This is a genomic window from uncultured Gemella sp., assembly GCF_963515875.1.
Taxonomy (GTDB): domain Bacteria; phylum Bacillota; class Bacilli; order Staphylococcales; family Gemellaceae; genus Gemella.
This window is the reverse complement of record NZ_CAUPZX010000011.1, coordinates 20,436-38,737: the sequence shown is the minus strand read 5'-3', so window position 1 is coordinate 38,737 and position 18,302 is coordinate 20,436. Positions and strand designations below refer to the sequence as shown.

The following is an 18,302-nucleotide window of genomic DNA, read 5'->3' as shown; positions in this document are numbered from 1 at the left end:
TCTCATTAAAAATAGGCTGTTGATTCATGCATTTTTTGCATTTGTCAACAGCCTGAATCAACTTTTGTTGATCCAGATAATTTTGAAGAAATTGAGCAAGCAATTACTGATAAAACTAAAGCTCTATTCGTAGAAACATTAGGAAATCCATTAGCAAACGTTGCAGACTTAGAAAAATGGGCTGAAATTGCTCATAAACATAAAATCCCATTAGTGGTTGACAACACATTTGCTAGTCCATACTTAATCAATGCATTTAGTTATGGTGTAGATATTATTATTCACTCTGCAACTAAATTCATTGGAGGACACGGTACATCAATCGGAGGGGTTATCGTTGATAGTGGTAAGTTTGATTGGGAAGGTAGTGGAAAATTCCCACAATTAGTTGATGAAGATCCAAGTTATCACAACTTAAGTTATACAAGAGATGTAGGAGCTGCGGCGTTCATTACAAACGTAAGAACACAGTTATTACGAGACACAGGGGCAGCATTGTCACCGTTTAACGCATTTTTATTATTACAAGGTTTAGAAACATTATCTTTAAGAGTAGAACGTCACATCGAAAATACTCAAAAAGTTATAGACTTCCTAGCGAAACACCCTAAAGTAGCTTCAATAAACTACCCAGGATTAGAAGGAAATAAATACTATGAACTAGCTAAAAAATACCTGTCTAAAGGTAGTGGATCAATCTTCTCATTTGATGTAGTAGGAGGAGAAGAAGCTGCGCGTAAAGTTATTGATAGTTTAGAAATCTTCTCAAATTTAGCAAATGTAGCAGATGTGAAAAGTTTAGCTATTCACCCAGCGACAACGACTCACGGTCAATTAAGTCCAGAGGAATTACTATACACTGGAATTACTCCAGAGCAAATTAGATTATCAATTGGATTAGAAAATGCGGATGATTTAATTGAAGATTTACGTTTAGCATTAGAAAATATTTAATAGAGAAAAGTTTCATAAGAAACATTTGATTAAAATAATTAATATTTTATTAAATTTTGTGGGTTAAGACAGAATTTTTAACACCCTTGACATCCATTTATTTTAATACTAATACTTAAAAATATCTTAATCCACAATTTTCTCTTTTTGAATAGAGATTACCTAGAAGTTTGAAATAGAAGCAAAACAGTGTGAATATTGCATAATACTACTTCTGCGTGATCTCTATTTTTTATTGAAGATAGAAATTTTAAAGATAATATTAATTTTTTGTAGATATATATCAAATAAAATATCTTTATGATATAATTTTAGTAATAATAGTAGCTAAGGGGTGAACATATGTATAAAGTGATGATAGTAGAAGACGATGAGATAATTTCTAATTCTATAGCAGGATATTTACAAAAGTGGCAGTATGCTACACACGAAGTTGTAGATTTTCAAAATGTGGTTAAGGAATTTGTGGAGCAATCACCTGATTTGGTTTTAATGGATATCAACCTACCTTACTTTGATGGTTATTATTTTTGTGAAGAGATTAGGAAATTGTCGAAAGTGCCGATAATTTTTATTTCATCTGCGAATGACGATATGAATATTGTTATGGCTATGAATATCGGTGCGGATGATTTTATAGAAAAACCATTTAAGTTAGTTGTCCTAAAGGCAAAAATTGAAGCACTACTCCGCCGTGTTTATAATTTTAGTGGATCTTTGAATCTTGTAGTGTATAAGGATGTAATTTTTGATATGAGCCGTGATGAGGTGAAATTCCAAGATAATCACGTAGAATTAACTAAAAATGAGAGTAAAATTCTTACAGTATTATTAGAAAACAGAGAGAAAATAGTAACAAGAGAAGAAATAATTACCGCCTTGTGGCAAAGTGATAACTTTATCGATGAAAATACTTTGTCTGTTAATATAAATCGACTTCGTGCAAAATTAAAAAGTATCGGAATAGATGAATTTATTACTACTAAAAAAGGTAAAGGATATATCGTCTAATGGAAATATTAAAAAGTTATTTAAAGAAAAACACGAAAATTTATGTTTTATTTGTAGTTTTTATTGCCACATTTTTCTTTATGTTTTATTTATATAATTTGCCACTAGAAGCTTTAATTTATACAGGAAGTTTATGTTTTTTAGCGGGTCTTATTGGGAACGTGATGGATTTTATTAATTACAGAAAGAGTTATAAAAAATTAAAATTTCTAGAGAAAAATATAATTAATGATCGTGAAGATTTACCGAAGAGTTTGGATATTAGGATTGATTATTATCATAAAATTATAGAGAAATTATATGAAGAATTAGAAAAATTAACTCAGGAGAATCGACAAAAAAATACAGATATGGTTGATTACTACAGTATGTGGATTCATCAGATAAAAACGCCGATTGCTGCGATGAATTTTCTATTAGATAATGAAGAAGTAGATCAGAAAAACTTACAGCAAGAATTGTTTAAAATAGAACGTTATGTTGAGATGGTTCTGACGTATATAAGATTAGATAGCACGTCATCAGATTACGTTATAACTAAGACTAATCTTGATGAAGTTGTGAAAGATAGTGTGAAAAAATATGCGACTATATTCATTAACAAAAAAATAAAATTAAACTATGTTTCACATGAAACAATGGTAATTAGTGATAAAAAATGGTTAGGTTTTGCCTTCGAACAAATACTAGGTAATAGTGTGAAGTACTCTAGCACTGGTGGAGAAATTACTATAGAAACCTATGAAAATAGACTTGTTATAGAAGATAAAGGGATAGGAATCAAAGAAGAAGATTTACCTCGAATTTTCGAAAAAGGTTTTACAGGTTTTAATGGAAGATATGAAAAAAAATCGAGCGGCTTAGGTTTGTATTTATGTAAAAAAACTTTAGATAAACTAGGACATCATATTGAAATTTCTTCAAAAGTAGGTGAAGGAACTAGAGTAGAAATAACATTCCCGAAAGAAGATACTTTGAGGGATTAGGGCTAGATATGAAGATATTTTATTACGTTGAATATTCATAGGAAAAACTCAAGTAACTTCAATAGCAAATAGAAACTAATAAATATCCCAATCTTACAAAAGTGTAAGGTTGGGAGCTTTTTTGTAAGGAAAATCGATAGAATCTGTAAGAAAAGTAATGTAGAATATAAGTATAAACAACGAGGAAGTTGTAGAAAAGTTCGAACTAGGAAGATTAAATAAAAAGAATTTAGGAGTGATAAAAATGTTATTAGAAGTCAACAATGTAAGAAAAGTTTATACAACAAGATTAAGTACACAAAGTACAGAAGCGTTAAAAAATGTAAATTTCGCAGTAGATAATGGTGAATATGTAGCGATTATGGGTGAGAGCGGAAGTGGTAAAACTACTTTACTAAATATTATCGCAACATTCGATAAAGCAACATCAGGAAATGTGAATTTAAACAATTTAGATTTAAGCAAGTTGAAAGATAAAGACTTAGCGAATTTCCGTCGTGACAATCTAGGATTTGTCTTCCAAGATTTTAACCTACTGGATAATTTCTCTATAAAAGATAATATCTTATTACCGTTAGTGCTAGCTAATAAAAAATATAAAGATATGGAACAAAGATTAGAGAAAGTAACTAAACCTTTAGGAATTGATAAGTTAATCAATAAGTTCCCATATGAAGTATCTGGTGGTCAACGTCAAAGGGTTGCTGTAGCTCGTGCGATTATTACGAATCCAGCATTAATCTTAGCGGATGAACCCACAGGAGCATTGGATTCAAAATCAACAGATCAACTGTTAGAAGTTTTTGAAAAACTTAATAATGCAGGACAAACAATAATTATGGTTACGCACTCTGTGAAAACAGCAGCTCGTGCTAAACGTGTATTATTTATTAAAGACGGAGTAGTTTTCCATGAACTTAGAAAAGGGAATGCGACTACAAGTGAAATGTTCCAAAAAATTAATGATACGCTAACTTTAATGCAGGCAGGTGAGTAAGATGAGCTTCTTTTATAGCAAATTTGCTTTAAATAACCTTGTAAAAAACAAACGATTTATAATACCTTATGTATTATCTACAATTTTCACAATAATGTCGTTTTATATCTTGTCATCTCTGGCATTTGGGGATAACTTAAACAAACTTCCAAATGGTATTGAGGCGACTAAACAGGTGTTAAGTTTGGGAATAATTGTAATAGCAATTTTTTCTACAATATTCTTATTTTACACTTACAGTTTTTTAGTAAAACGTAGAGTGAGAGAATTTGGATTGTATGCCGTGTTAGGTATGACAAAAAAACAAATAGCGAAAATTTTAGTGCTAGAAACGATTTTTATCGCTATAACTACCTTAGTAGTAGGTATTGGATTAGGTATTTTATTCGATAAACTTATGCTGTTAATACTATTGAAATTATTCTCAGCAACGGTTACTTTCGGTTTTAGTATTACACCGATAGCTGTAGTATTCTCAGTATTATTATTCGGAGGAGTATACTTATTATTATTACTTTATACTGTTATAAAAATAGCTAGACTTAGAATTGTAGCCTTATTAAAAGATGAAAATAAAGGTGAAAAAGAACCGAAAGCTAGATGGATTTTAGCGATAATTGGTTTAGCATTAATTGGTTATGGTTATTACACAGCCCAAACTGTACAAAATCCTATAAAAGCAATAACAGTATTCTTCTTTGCGGTAATTGCAGTAATTATAGGTACATATTTAGTGTTTATGGCAGTTAGTATCACAGTACTAAAAATTATGAAAAATAATAAAAATTTCTACTATAAACCTAAAAACTTCATCAGCGTTTCTGGTTTATTATACAGAATGAAGAGAAATGCAGTAGGATTAGCGAATATCTGTATATTATCTTCTATGGTTCTAGTAACTATGGGAACAACATCGGCGTTATATGCAGGTATGGAAAAATCTTATAATGAGAGATTCCCAAGACAATTAATGGTCGCAGGTTATCATTCTACTAGTGATAAACTAAAAGAAATTGAAAATAATGCAAAATTATCAGCTAAAGAAGCGGGAACTGAAGTAGAAGATATGGTTTCATATAATTCAGTACCTATAGTAGGAAGATTAGTTGAAGATAAATTTAATTTCGAATCAAATATAGGTATAGACTTAAGTAATGTTAAAATGATAGTTGTCCTTGAATTAAAAGATTATAACAAGACAGCTAATAAAAATATAACATTAGAAAGTAACGAAATTTTATTACATATCGATAAAAAAGGAAACTACAATCATAATAATATTTCTCTAAATGGTAACGACTATAAAATTAAAGAAAAATTATCTGAGTTTCCAGGAGCAATAGGTTCAGCAGCAGCGAATATTATTGATACTTACTACGTTGTTGTAAAAGATGATAAAGAAGCAGAAAAAATAGCTACACAATTAGCTGCGAGAATGGACGAACTTAGTAAACAAAATCCAGATAGTAGAGGAATAAGTATAGCAACTGGAACAGCTACAGTTCAAAACTACGTTGCATTTAATATTAAAGACACTACTAAAGAAGCCAAGGTAATCGAAAGTTTTAAAAAATTAGAAAAACAAAGTGGTATAGAAATTGAAGGTAAAGATGAGAATAAACTTACATTCAGAGGAGTCTTCGCATCATTCCTATTCATCGGAGTGTTCATAAGCTTAATATTTGTAACATCTCAAGTGGTAATCATGTACTACAAACAAATCTCAGAAGGATATGAAGATAAAGGAAACTTTGAAATCATGAGAAAAGTAGGTATTACAGATAAACAGATTAAACAATCAATAAAATCACAAGTATTGTTAATCTTCTTCTCACCGCTAATTATAGCGACATTACACACGATAGTAGCATATCCATTTATCGAGAAAATCTTAAGATTATTCTTAATAACAGATAGCAGCATATTCTTACAGGCGCTTGCTGTGACAATCGTAGTCTTCGCAATCTTCTATCTAATAGTTTATGCAATAACATCAAAAATTTACTATAGAATTATAAAAGAATAGACGAAAACAAACTCCAGAGGAAAAATCTGGAGTTTATTTCTTTTTATTTGCATTTGGACTTTTGTTCTTATAAAATAGAAAATGTAAGAACAAAAAGGCGGTGGGAATGATGAGTAAAAAAGAATTACTACTAAATAAAATGAAGGAAAATAATGGAATTATTACAACAAAAGATGCATTATCATTGGGAATCCATAAGGATACGTTAAAAAAACTTACGCATGATGAAGAAATAGTAAAAGTAGCGAACGGATTATACGTCTTAACTAATGAAGAAATAGACGAGTATCTTTATTTTTCTCATAGAATACCAAAGGGAGTATTCTCTCATGAAACTGCAGCCTACTTGCAAGGTTTATCCACAAGAATGCCACTCAACTATGTTATGATGGTAATGAAAGGTGATAATGTAAGTAGAATTAAGAAAAACAGGGATGATATTTCCTTTAAATATAGTAAAAAAGAATATTATGATTTAGGTAAGGAAAGAATAATCAGCCCATTCGGTAGAGAAGTTAGCGTGTATGATAAAGAAAAAACTATACTAGATCTTATAAGAGATAAAGATAGAGTTGATTCTGGCGTATTTAGTGAAGCTATGAAATTATATTTTGGAGGTGAAGATAAAGATTTATTAAAATTATCTAAATATGCCATGTATATGAATATGGAAGAACAGCTGAAACCTTATACGGAGGTATTATTATGAAGACAGCAGAACAAATAAAAGGGGCTATTAGAAATATATCGAAAGAAAAAGGTGTAAATCCCAATTCTTTGCTACAAATGTGTCTTTTTGAAGGAATACTCGAAAAGCTATCTAAATCAGAATATAGTGAGAATTTCATATTAAAAGGAGGCTTATTAGTTTCTTCTCTTATAGGAGTTGATATGAGAAGTACTATGGATATGGATACCACAATTAAAGGTATTCCTGTAAATGAAGAAACTATTACTAGAATAATTAATGAAATTTTAGATATAGAAATTGATTTAGAAATCAGTTATAAATTGATAAAACTAACACCGATAAGAAATGCTGATATCTATGAGGATTTTAGTGCAAGTATTGAGTGTAAATTCGGGAAAATTAATACAAAATTAAATATAGACATAACGACTGGTGACGTTATTACACCTAGAGAAATTAAATATTCTTACTCTAGAATATTAGAGGAAGGGACAATTCCTATTATTACATACACCATAGAGACAATACTTGCGGAGAAATTTGAAACAATTTCAAGTAGAAATATTACAACAACAAGAGCTCGTGATTTTTATGATTTATATATGATATACAATATGTATAATAGTAAGATTAATCAAGAAATATTAGTGGAAGCTATAGCAAAAACAGCGAGACAAAGAGGTTCTTTGAAAGCAATTATACAATATAAGGAAATAGTAGAACTATTTAAAATTAATCGTACAATAAAAAATATATGGGACAGATATGCAAAGAATAATCCGTATACAAAGGATATAAAATTTTTAGATACAGTAGAGGTATATGAGAAAATTGGAAATATATTAGATTTGGATGAAATAAAAGAGGTGTAAATTTAATGTCCTAATAGTTTATGCAATAACATAAAAAATTTACTATAGAATTATAAAAGAATAGACGAAAACAAACTCCAGAGGAAAAATCTGGAGTTTATTTCTTTTTATTTGCATTTGGACTTTTGTTCTTACATATTTAATTTTGTAAGAACAAAAGTTCGTTTGAGAAGCTATTTTAGAGTTAAAATAAAAGTTATTTTGATAAAAAATCTGAAAATTAGAAAATAAAATGTGATAATTTTCATAAATTGTATTGATTATATTTGTTATCTCTGATAAAATTTATACAATAAATATACTTTTAGAGTCAGAATGTAAAACGGATTTTAAAAGTTAGTATTAGGGGTGAAAATCGTGTTTAAGTTATTATTTAAACAAAAATATAGCATACTAGTATTTATTATTACGGTATTATGCGCAGCAGCACAGGTTGCGACGTCTTATGGATTTAGTTTGATTATCCAGGCGACGGTAGATAAAAATTTAAGATTTATGGTGTCGGCGACTATTGCAGTTATGTTGATATATGTTGTTTTAAATACACTAGGTTATTTCAGAGCGATATACGTTGAAAAATTGATTCAAAATTTTTCTACAAGTCTTAGAAAAACAGCGATTGCAGATTTCAAGAAAAAGTTAGTTTATAACGAGAAACATAATAATGGAGCAGAATGTATAGCTTTAAATACTACTGATATTCAGCAGTTTGAGCAATATGCGGCTAATTGTTTATTTGCGATTTACAGTATATCTTTAGTTGTTATCTCAACAATTGCATTACTTAAGGTGAATATTACGTTATTTATTATCTCACTTGCATTGTCTTTATTAATGATGGTTCTACCTAAGTATTTCAACAAAGCGATAAAAATAACGACAAAAGACATTTCAAAAGCTACAGAAGATTTCAATAAGGATTTAGAGAATGCGCTGGCTAGTTCAGAAATGCTAAACAACTTTTCTGCGTTGAATTTATTAGATAGAATTGTAAATGTAGGTTCAAAAAATATAAAAAATGCTAAAGTTAATAGAAAAAAATCTATTATGACTTTACAAGGATTGAATGTGACAATAAATGCAGGTAACCAAATTGCATTGATTTTCATAGCGGGATATTTCGCATATAAAGGGTATATTGAATTTGCGATGATATTTGCGATATCAGGTTATACAGGGGAATTCTTTGGAGGATTGACAAAAGTAATCGAACTATATCCGAATTTCGCTTCTGCTAATGAGTTACTGAATAAGTACCCAGAAATTAAAGAAGAGAAAAGTTTACCGAGAGTCGAAAAATTAGATAAGGCGATTGTAGTTTCTAATGTTAAATATAACTATCCAGATAAGACGGTAGAATTTCCTAATTTAACTTTCGAGAAAAACAAGAAATATTTAATAAAAGGTAAAAGTGGTAGTGGAAAATCAACATTGATAAATATTTTAAATGGTGATTTGAAGAACTATGAAGGTAGTGTAGAATGGGATAATAGAGAATTAAAACAATTTGATATTAAATCGGCAATTTCTACTATGAATCAAAAAGTACAATTATTAAATTTATCGATTAAGGATAATATTATTTTAAACAAAGAATATAACGATAAGTTGTTTAGAGAAGTTCTGGAAAATTGTAAGTTAGTTGATGTGGTTGATAATTTAGAAGAAAAAGAAAATACAATACTAGACAATAAAAACTTAGCTTTATCAGGTGGACAGTTGCAACGATTAGGACTAGCGAGAAGTTTATATCATAAAAAAGATGTATTCATAATCGATGAAGGTACGGCGAACTTAGACAGTAAGTTGGCAGATGATATTGAGGAAATAATATTAAAAGACAAAGAATCTACAGTTATTATGATAACTCATAGAAATAGTGAAAAAATTGAAAACTTAGCAGATAAAGTAATAACATTAGGTAGCTAGATGAAAAAGAGGGTGGGAGTGACTCAAAAATCGTAATTTCTTAAGAAACAAGATTTTTTTGAGTCATCTCTAAACCTTCTTTTTTATTGTGTAGACATGGATTTTTCTTCTAACGAGAAGGAGAAGATAAGAACAAAAGTAATTAAAAGAAAAGTCGTTTCAGGATTGATATTTTAAAATATTTTCAGGAGCAAAAGAAAAACGCTAAGGGCGGCAACCCAAAGCGTAAGTAATCTTTAATATTTCCCAAAAGGGTAGACGGCGTCCCAACCGTTCTTTTTTATTATAACATAAAGTCATAGAAAGAAATAACATAAACGTAAGCCAATTATGCTGTTAGACTTTAGAAATAAAGAAATATGTAAGAATAAAAATTGCGAGTGATACACCTTCTACTTGAATTAATGTGTATAAGTGTGTATAATAAAAATAAGGAGGACAATACAATGCCAATGACATCTAAAGAGATGATTAAGCTTTTAGAAGCAAATGGCTTCATTTATGTAAAAAGTGGAGATGGTTCGCATAGAAAGTTTAGGAATCCTAAGACTGGTAGGGTAACACAAGTTCCGTTTCATAATCGTGCTTTAGGAAAAGGTCTAGAGCATAGGATCTTGAAACAGGCGGGATTGAAATAGTTCCCGCTCCTTATTTTAATAATAGGAGGTATTATTATGAATGTAGTCTATCCTGCTATATTTTATAAAAATATAGAGAATGACGGATATACAGTGGTTTTCCCTGATTTAGATTTTGGTGCTACTGAAGGAGAAGATTTAAAAGATGCATTTTTTATGGCCAGTGATTATTTAGGTGCTTGGTTGTATGAGTATTATATTGATGGAAAAGAGTTTCCGATAGCAAGAGATATAAAAGATTTAGAAATTGAAGTAGATGAGTTCTCAATAAAAGAGGCTAGTTTTGTGAGTTTAGTTGGTGTTGATATGTTGGAATATGCAAGAAAATCAGAAGTAAAAACAGTAAGAAGAAATGTATCGATACCTAGTTATCTAAATGAGTTAGCAAAAAGAAATAACATAAACGTCAGCCAATTATTACAAGAAGCGTTAAAAGAAGAATTTAGTATGTAAATATGAAGACAGCAATTCAGTAAAATAATAAAACTGAGTTGTTGTCTTTTTCTAATGGACACACAACGAGTAAAATGGCAGGAAAGTGTTCGTTCGAGAAAGACAGCTCAGAAAAAGACTTTGCAGTATTCGTCCTCTCATAGAGAACAACAGAATGAAAATTATAAATATCTAGAATAAATCTAAAACTCTACTTTACGAACATTATCTATATTTTTGAACATTTTCGTAACAATAAACTTTAAAGCTATCTTTTAATTTATCTATATAGTATAATAAAAAAGGTGTAATTGATAATTAATATCAACGCAGGTAACTAGGACCTTTTTCATAAAAAGAGTGAATGCTGGATTTTTATAAAAACAACTAAAAGCCCACATTACTATTTTTTACTCTTTTTGTGTAAATAAATCTAAATTTGAAATTAAATAAGGAGATATTATGAAGATAGATGGTAGAGCGATGGCTCTCTTCAATATCAAAAAAGAAGTATATCTCGTAGCGATTCTTAAACTTGTTGCCTTTTGGTGCTCGCTATTTTTTATCTACAACTTCGTAGATTTTCTATTTTATTCACTAGGTGAAGAGAGTAGAAGCGGTGCTGTACTAGGGTTTATCCTAAAGACGGTGGTAGGTTTAGTAGTGTATTACGGAGCTACAACTGGGGATAATTACTTCAGTCACAAAATTTCTAAACAGGTTAGAAATACATTAAGGAAAGAGATTTACAACAAAGTAGAAAAACTTTCACTAAATTACACAGAAGCAGTAAATACTGGTAGTCTTCTTGTGATGAATTCTTCATCGATTGTGAACATCGAGTTTTATTTCAATAAGTTTGTACCGCAGATGTTTGCGACGTTATTTATAGTACTTAGTTCGTTTGTGATTTATGGGAAGATTCATATCTTACTATTTATAGCGATGTTATTACTATATCCACTTATTCCTGTTTCTATTATGATTATTATTAAGAAGTCGAAAAAGGCTAATAAAAAGAACTTCAGTGACTTCTTAAGTTTATCTGAAGTATTCTATGATAGATTATCAGGTTTCACAACGGCAAAAATTTACGGTAAAGAAGATAATGTAGCGGGTGATGTTGATACTCGTAGTGCCAAATATAGAAAATCAACGATGGCGTTACTTCGTCACCAACTTAATTCTATTAATGTGATGGACGCTATTACTTATATTTCTATTTTTGTTTTATCGATTATTGCTATTTTTGCGGTGAAAGATCAGAAACTTATTGTTTTCGTAATCGTAGCTTCTCTAGAATGTTTTAAACCGTTACGTGCTTTAGGTGGCTTGTTCCATATTTCGATGAAAGGGAATGTTGAGTTAGATAATATCTATAAACTTCTTGATCATTCAGAACAAGAAAAAGACGAGACTATCGAGGTAGAAGCTGGAAAGAATATTGTTCTGAACAATGTAAGCTTCTCATATGGTGAGGAGACGACTTTAGAAAATATTAATATGATATTTAAACCTGGTACGAAAACAGCATTAGTAGGAGAAAGTGGAAGTGGTAAGTCTACTATTATCAAACTAATCTTAGGTTTAAATTCTAACTATAGCGGAAGTATAAAATATGATAACTTCAATATCGATAGTATTCCTACTAGAGAGATGGCTAAAATTACGACACTTATTACTAATGATAGTTACTTAGTTAAAGGTACTGTAAGAGAGCATTTAAGTATTCGTAAAAATATAACTGAAGAAGAAATGTACAATGCATTAGAAAAAGTTAATCTTAGAGATTTCGTAGAAGAACACGGAGGTCTAGATTATGAGCTTGCGATAGGAGCTTCGAATCTTTCTGGAGGTCAAAAACAAAGACTACTTGCAGCAAAAGCAATTTTGAAAGATTCTTACCTATATATACTTGATGAAGCTGTATCGAATATTGATGATTACAGTAAAGAAATCGTGCTTAATGCTTTCGATTCAATTAAAGAAGGAAAAATTATCATTGTTATTTCTCACGATTTAGAGACTGTGACAAATGCAGATAATATCTATGTTCTAAAAGATAAGAAAATTATTGAAGAAGGAATACATGATGAGCTGATTGAAGAAAATTCATTATATAGAAGATTGTTTACAGACCAACAACAACTGAAATCGAAATTTTTAGCTAAGGAGGTAGAGTAATGACATCATTAAGAGAATTAAAACAACTGTTAGCTATTGCTCAAGATTTTAAACGTCCATTGCTTAGAGCGACTTTATTCGGAAGCTTAGGACATTTGACACTTGTTGTATTTACCTACTTCATCTCGTTATTCTTTTTAACAAAAATAACGACAATAGCTGTAATTTTATTTGTAGTAATCTTTGCTTTAGCCGTGTTAAAAGGGTTATTCAGCTATACTGAGCAACTTTTAAATCACTACGTAGCATTCAAAGTATTACATGCCCTACGTGTTAAAGTTTTAGAAAAATTTAAACGTATTTCTGTCGATAATTTTACGAAAAATACTTCAGGTGATTACATGACGATGATTACGACTGATATTGAATTATTAGAAGTTTTCTACGCACATACGATAACACCGTTTATGATTTATATAGTGCAAAGTTTAGTAGTTAGTTTCTTCCTATTATTCTTTAGTGTGAAATTAGCATTAGTAGCATTAATAATTTATATTGTAATTGGACTTGTATATCCGTTAAGTTTTAGAAATGTTGGGCAAGATGTTGGTGAAAATTATCGTCGTAAATTGACTCAAGTAAACAACAATTCATCAGAAGAAGCTTATGGAATTTTTGAAACATTACAATATGGAAAAATTGATGAAGCAAAACGTAATATTGATATCGAAACAGAAGAACTGACAAGAAGTTCATATCTTAAAAATAAATTTTTAGTAGATTTGAATGTGCTAAATGTTGTAACTTATAATATCGGGGTGTTGGTATTTATCTACGTGGCATCTTCACTTGATAGTCAGTTTGTAACTGTTTCATTAGTTGCGATGTTTATCGTATCGTTTATTCCTATTTTATACATGGGGAACCTTGCTTCAACATTAAGTCAGACGATGGCTAGTGGAAAGAGATTTTTAGAGCTTATGAATACATCAGAAGAAGCGGAAAATAGTGGAGTAGTTGTTGATTTTAACGAACTTAAAGTTGAGAACTTAACATATCGTTACGCTGATAATACTGTAGTGGATAATCTAAGCTTCGACGTGAAAAAAGGTGAGATTATCGGATTAAGTGGACCTAGTGGTTGTGGTAAATCTACAATAGCGAAACTTATTATGAAATTTATCTCAGATGAAAATATGGAAGGTAATATCACTATCGATGGTATTGATCTAAGAGACATAGATAACCGTTATTTTAGAGAAAATAGCTCGATAATTCTGCAAGATAGTTACTTATTCAATGCAAAAATTAAAGATAACCTTACATTCTTCGAAGAAGATTTAGATAAAGAAGAGTTGGATGCATCGTTAAGAAAAACTAATTTAAGAGGTTTTGTGGATAACTTAAAACGCCGTGAAAATGAAATCGTTGGTGAGAGAAGTTCGAACATAAGTTCAGGTCAAAAACAACGTTTATCAGTAGCTCGTTCATTCTACAATGATAGTAAACTTCTGATTCTTGATGAAGCAACAGCGAACATCGATATCTTCAGTGAAATCGAAGTGCTAAAAGCTTTAGAAGAAAGTAAAAAAGACAAGATAACAATAATAATTTCACATAATAAATCAACATTATCAATATGTGACAAGGTAATTAGATTAGGTGAATAGAAAAAAAGAGGGAGTGACTCAAAAATCGTGATTTCGGAGAAATCGCGATTTTTTTAGAGTCACCCCCGCACAGTTTATTAGATATCTAAAAAGCGTTTAAAAAGCGAATTTAGATATCAATAAACCACTGCGTCTATGAGTTCTCATATGAACTTTGTTAAATTTTAGGGGCTTTTGGGTAAGCTCCTCTTTTTCTTACCTTGTTAAGTTTTTATAAATTTGTTGTTTAATAAATTGTAGATCATGCTCCTCAGTAGGACATGGAATATTCTCAAAAAGAATAAATCTTTGGACTGAGTACGTAGTGATAGGTCCTGAGAATGAACGAATTATCTCAGCTGTCGATAAGTTTTCGTTAACTTCAGGATTATTTTCTTTATATGTTTGTAATATAGCTTTGAAATCTATTTTTTCAAATGTTATTTTTAAAGAGTCAATAAGTTGTGTTTTAAAATTTTCATTTGTTAATATTTCTGAGTAGATTATTTTTACAATATCCTTATTTTCTTTTAGGAAAACCATGCGATCTTCCACAACATAACTGATTAATTCTTCAAGTGAGTTAGTATTTTGAGTTCTTTTTAGAAAATTTAAAAATAATTTAGGAATAACAGGGACTATTATTAAATGTAATAAATCTTCTTTAGTTTTAAAGTATTTGAATACTGTTGCTTGACTAACGCCTGCTTCTTTAGCGATTTGAAGCGTAGATGTACCGTGGTATCCTTGTTTTGCGAATAATTTAATCGCAGCTTCTATTGTTTTTTTCTTACCAGGTGGGAAGGTTTCGTCATGAGATATGCTAAAGTAAGATTTTAAGATGTTTTCAGTCATAAGAGTCTCCTATTGTTTTTTTAAACTTTTCTATATCGTTTTAAGCCCAGAATATTAAGAATTATTAGAAGGATGCAAAGTGCAAGTAGAATTATTATATCATTTGTAATTGCAAGAAGATTTTTACCTTCTAAAATTATTTTGCTTAAACCGTCACTAGCATAGGTAACAGGTAAGATTTTACTAATATAGACAGCGATTTTTCCCATACTCTCAACAGATACTATTCCTGAAAAGAACATTTGTGGAATAACTATTACCGGAACGAACTGCATCATTTGAAATTCTGATTTTGCAACTGTTGAGATCAGTAAACCTAATGTTAAGGCAACCATTGCTAATAATACATTAACTATTATAACATAAAATGGATTTCCAGCAACTTCAATATTTAATAAATATACAGATGATAAAGTGACGATAATAGTTTGAATTATAGCTAATGAGCTATAAGATAATACATAACCTAGGACAACCTCGCTTCTTTTTACTGGAGTTGCCAAAAGTCTATCTAAAGTTCCGCTATTACGTTCTTTTAATAGTGCCATACCAGAGATTAGAAATACGTAGAAGAATATGATATAAGCAATTAAAGTAGGTGCAACTTTATTGAAAAATGTTGAATCTGCATTACCATAATTATAATATTCTTTAACTTCAGGTTCTTGTTTGTTTTCGCTTAATTTAGGATTCACTTTTTTAACAACTTCTACCAAGTTTTTTACTTCCGATGCTTTTATAGAACTTTTTAAAACTTGTTGAGCTTGCATAGTTTTAGTAGAATCTATATTAGCGTGAGTTACCGTATAAGTATTGTTATCGTAAGAAATTACAGTATCAATCTCATTATTTTTTAATTTTTCTTCAGCAGCTTCTTTTGATTGATATTCTTCTAGATGAACGTTATCGATATCTTTCATTATAGATACGACACTTTGAGGAGTGTTTACAGAAGCGACAGTAATTTCAGAATTTGTATTTGCTGAAAAGACTATGCTGATTAACCACATTATAAAAATTGGGGCAACGAACATCATTGCTAAAGTTCTTTTATCTCTAAAAAATTCTTTAAAAACTCTTTTTGAAATAGTTAAAATTCTCATGTTATTTTTCCTCCACTTTTAAGAATACTTCTTCGATAGTAGTAACATTATTTTTTTCTTTTAGATTTTTTGGTGTGTCAAAATCTATAATATCGCCACGAAGAAGAAGTCCAACTTTGTCTGTAAGTTCTGCTTCGTCCATTACGTGAGTTGTTACTAGTATGCCAACTCCAGTATCCCTTTGCTTGAACAATTCTTTCCAAATGTTACGACGAAGGCTAGGGTCTATACCGACAGTAGGTTCATCGAGTATAAGTAACTCGGGGCTGCCGATTAGTGCAATAGCGAGTGAAAGTCTGCGTTTCATCCCACCTGAGTAATTCGATACTGATTTTTTCAAGTGATCGGTCAGATCAACAATTTTAGCTACATAAGTTATCTCTTCTTTTAGTTGTTTTGAAGGAACACCTTTCATTCTTCCAAAGAATTCTAAATTTTCATAGCCACTAAGCATCTCATAAAGGGCATCGCTTTGTGCCATATATCCAATATTAGAGAGAATCTCTCTTTTTGGCATTTTGTTATCTAGAACAAGAGCTTCACCTTTATCCGCTTTTTCCATACCGAGCATTGTTTTTATTAATGTTGATTTTCCAGCTCCAGAAGGGCCAATAAGGCCGACAATTTCACCTTTTTCTAAGTTGAAATCAATGTTATCAAGGACTTTTTGATCCCCGAAGCTTTTTGATAATGAAGTAATTTGTATTAATTTTTTCATAAGAATTATCTTCCTTTCCGAAGTGAGTAAACACTTACTCTATGATTAAAAAAATATAGCTGAGATTATTTGAGGAATATTAGTTCACCTAATGTTTTTAGAACTACGATTATTATATAGTTCAGAATAGGTGCTAAGAAATATCCCATTAGAAATAAGATTTCAAATCTTTGGTAAGTAAACACTCACCTTATAGTCAATATTATAGTGAGTAAACACTCACTTGTCAAGAAGAAAATTTGAAAAATTTTAAAAAGGGGGATAAATGGCAAGTATTTTGACAAACCAAAATATTTGTTATAATATTAAAGATAAAAAAAAGTCTTATTGAAGTAGAAAAGGCTCTCTACACACTCTTTTATAGAGTACCTGAGATGATGGGTACGCCGTCCATCCTTTAAGACTCTTGTCAAAAAATGAAAGAACATTCTTCGGAGTGTTCTTTTATTTTTTAAGATAAGTATTTCACAGATAATATGGTTTTGGAGATATTTATTAAAAATCTTATAATATAAACTTAGATTAGAGTCACCTGAGTATAACAAGTAATATATAGCATATAAATATGATATAATATTTATAAGATCAGAATAATAAAATATGAATTAAGTTTTTAGAAAATAAAAAGATTATAAATCATACGAGGGGTATTATACCAGGGGTATGCAGTAATTCAAGTGAAAAAAATTTTGTTAAGGGGGACGTACGTCATAATGAAAATACTTGAGGTTCTAAATGAGTTTTATGGTGATTTTGAATTCATTAAAGAAAAGTGGAATGAAAAATACGAAAGTATCCTTATCAAAATAAAGGAAGAGCAAGGATACAAAAGATGTCGCTTGGCAAAAAAAACACCAAAAAAAGAAGGATATTTTACAGCCTTTTGGAAAAAAGACTCAAGAAATAAGAACATTCCATATACTAATGAAGATCTAGGGAATGAACTCGTTATTGTTGTGATCGATAACGATAAGAGAGGACTTTTTATTATTCCAAATGATGAGGCTATCCGTAAAAAAATTCTCTCGACAAAAGACAGCAAAGGAAAAATGGCTATGAGATTTTATCCACCTTGGTCTACGGATTTAAATAAAACAGCTCTAGAAGCACAAAAATGGCAATTGAAATTTTTTAGAATAATTGAATCACAAGAATAATTTTTGGTACTCTTGGAGAAAAATATTGATGAAATCTTTAGTGGATTCATATATACGCAAACGATTTTGTTTTTATGCTCGATAAGAATTTCACTGTTAATGTCATTTTTAAGATGTTTATTAAAAATCTTATAATATAAACTTAGTTTAAAGTCGCTTG

General features: G+C 30.0%; 15 protein-coding genes and 1 pseudogene. 13 read left to right on the top strand and 3 right to left on the bottom strand.

The window, feature by feature from the left end:
* Positions 1-60 precede the first annotated feature (60 nt).
* The 12 genes and pseudogenes from RWL85_RS03500 to RWL85_RS03445 all read left to right on the top strand — a co-directional run.
* Positions 61-954, top strand: a pseudogene (locus RWL85_RS03500) (O-acetylhomoserine aminocarboxypropyltransferase/cysteine synthase family protein); the annotation flags it as partial.
* A 342-nt stretch (positions 955-1,296) separates the two neighbouring features.
* A complete protein-coding gene (locus RWL85_RS03495; RefSeq protein WP_314085057.1) occupies positions 1,297-1,965 on the top strand; it encodes a response regulator transcription factor in 669 nt (222 codons plus the stop codon).
* Complete coding sequence (locus RWL85_RS03490) at positions 1,965-2,951, top strand: sensor histidine kinase (protein ID WP_314085055.1); 987 nt, start codon at positions 1,965-1,967, stop codon at positions 2,949-2,951. Before RWL85_RS03495 ends, RWL85_RS03490 begins: the two co-directional genes overlap by 1 nt.
* Before the next feature lie 244 nt (positions 2,952-3,195).
* The gene (locus RWL85_RS03485; protein ID WP_274459688.1) at positions 3,196-3,948 is read left to right on the top strand and encodes an ABC transporter ATP-binding protein; all 753 of its coding nucleotides are present in this window, start codon (positions 3,196-3,198) and stop codon (positions 3,946-3,948) included.
* 1 nt (position 3,949) lies between these two features.
* Positions 3,950-5,974, top strand: coding sequence for an ABC transporter permease (locus RWL85_RS03480; RefSeq protein WP_314085052.1), 2,025 nt, complete (start codon positions 3,950-3,952; stop codon positions 5,972-5,974).
* 109 nt (positions 5,975-6,083) lie between these two features.
* Positions 6,084-6,683 carry a type IV toxin-antitoxin system AbiEi family antitoxin domain-containing protein gene (locus RWL85_RS03475; RefSeq protein ID WP_314085050.1) on the top strand — a complete coding sequence of 200 codons (600 nt, stop codon included), beginning with the start codon at positions 6,084-6,086 and terminating at the stop codon, positions 6,681-6,683.
* Positions 6,680-7,537: a nucleotidyl transferase AbiEii/AbiGii toxin family protein gene (locus tag RWL85_RS03470; RefSeq protein ID WP_314085048.1), complete on the top strand. Its 858-nt coding sequence runs from the start codon at positions 6,680-6,682 to the stop codon at positions 7,535-7,537. The genes RWL85_RS03475 and RWL85_RS03470 overlap by 4 nt, the downstream gene beginning before the upstream one ends.
* 357 nt (positions 7,538-7,894) lie before the next feature.
* A complete protein-coding gene (locus tag RWL85_RS03465; RefSeq protein ID WP_314085046.1) occupies positions 7,895-9,466 on the top strand; it encodes an ABC transporter ATP-binding protein in 1,572 nt (523 codons plus the stop codon).
* 446 nt (positions 9,467-9,912) lie between these two features.
* On the top strand, positions 9,913-10,104 hold the full coding sequence (locus RWL85_RS03460; RefSeq protein ID WP_304096555.1) for a type II toxin-antitoxin system HicA family toxin: 192 nt from the start codon (positions 9,913-9,915) through the stop codon (positions 10,102-10,104).
* 36 nt (positions 10,105-10,140) lie between these two features.
* Positions 10,141-10,557 carry a type II toxin-antitoxin system HicB family antitoxin gene (locus RWL85_RS03455; RefSeq protein WP_304096556.1) on the top strand — a complete coding sequence of 139 codons (417 nt, stop codon included), beginning with the start codon at positions 10,141-10,143 and terminating at the stop codon, positions 10,555-10,557.
* A gap of 441 nt (positions 10,558-10,998) precedes the next feature.
* On the top strand, positions 10,999-12,720 hold the full coding sequence (locus RWL85_RS03450) for an ATP-binding cassette domain-containing protein (RefSeq protein ID WP_314085043.1): 1,722 nt from the start codon (positions 10,999-11,001) through the stop codon (positions 12,718-12,720).
* Complete coding sequence (locus RWL85_RS03445; RefSeq protein WP_314085041.1) at positions 12,720-14,330, top strand: ABC transporter ATP-binding protein; 1,611 nt, start codon at positions 12,720-12,722, stop codon at positions 14,328-14,330. Before RWL85_RS03450 ends, RWL85_RS03445 begins: the two co-directional genes overlap by 1 nt.
* A gap of 195 nt (positions 14,331-14,525) precedes the next feature.
* Here the strand turns inward: RWL85_RS03445 and RWL85_RS03440 are convergent, their stop codons facing one another.
* From RWL85_RS03440 to RWL85_RS03430, 3 genes are read right to left on the bottom strand one after another with little or no spacing between them, the layout of a single operon-like run.
* Positions 14,526-15,164: a helix-turn-helix domain-containing protein gene (locus RWL85_RS03440; protein ID WP_314085039.1), complete on the bottom strand. Its 639-nt coding sequence runs from the start codon at positions 15,162-15,164 to the stop codon at positions 14,526-14,528.
* Positions 15,165-15,184: 20 nt separating this feature from the next.
* Positions 15,185-16,267: an ABC transporter permease gene (locus RWL85_RS03435; RefSeq protein WP_314085037.1), complete on the bottom strand. Its 1,083-nt coding sequence runs from the start codon at positions 16,265-16,267 to the stop codon at positions 15,185-15,187.
* A gap of 1 nt (position 16,268) precedes the next feature.
* A complete protein-coding gene (locus RWL85_RS03430) occupies positions 16,269-16,985 on the bottom strand; it encodes an ABC transporter ATP-binding protein (protein WP_048803554.1) in 717 nt (238 codons plus the stop codon).
* Positions 16,986-17,698: 713 nt separating this feature from the next.
* On the opposite strand from RWL85_RS03430, the gene RWL85_RS03425 reads away from it, so the two are divergent.
* Positions 17,699-18,142, top strand: coding sequence for a MepB family protein (locus RWL85_RS03425; protein ID WP_314085034.1), 444 nt, complete (start codon positions 17,699-17,701; stop codon positions 18,140-18,142).
* The last annotated feature ends 160 nt before the right edge of the window (positions 18,143-18,302 follow it).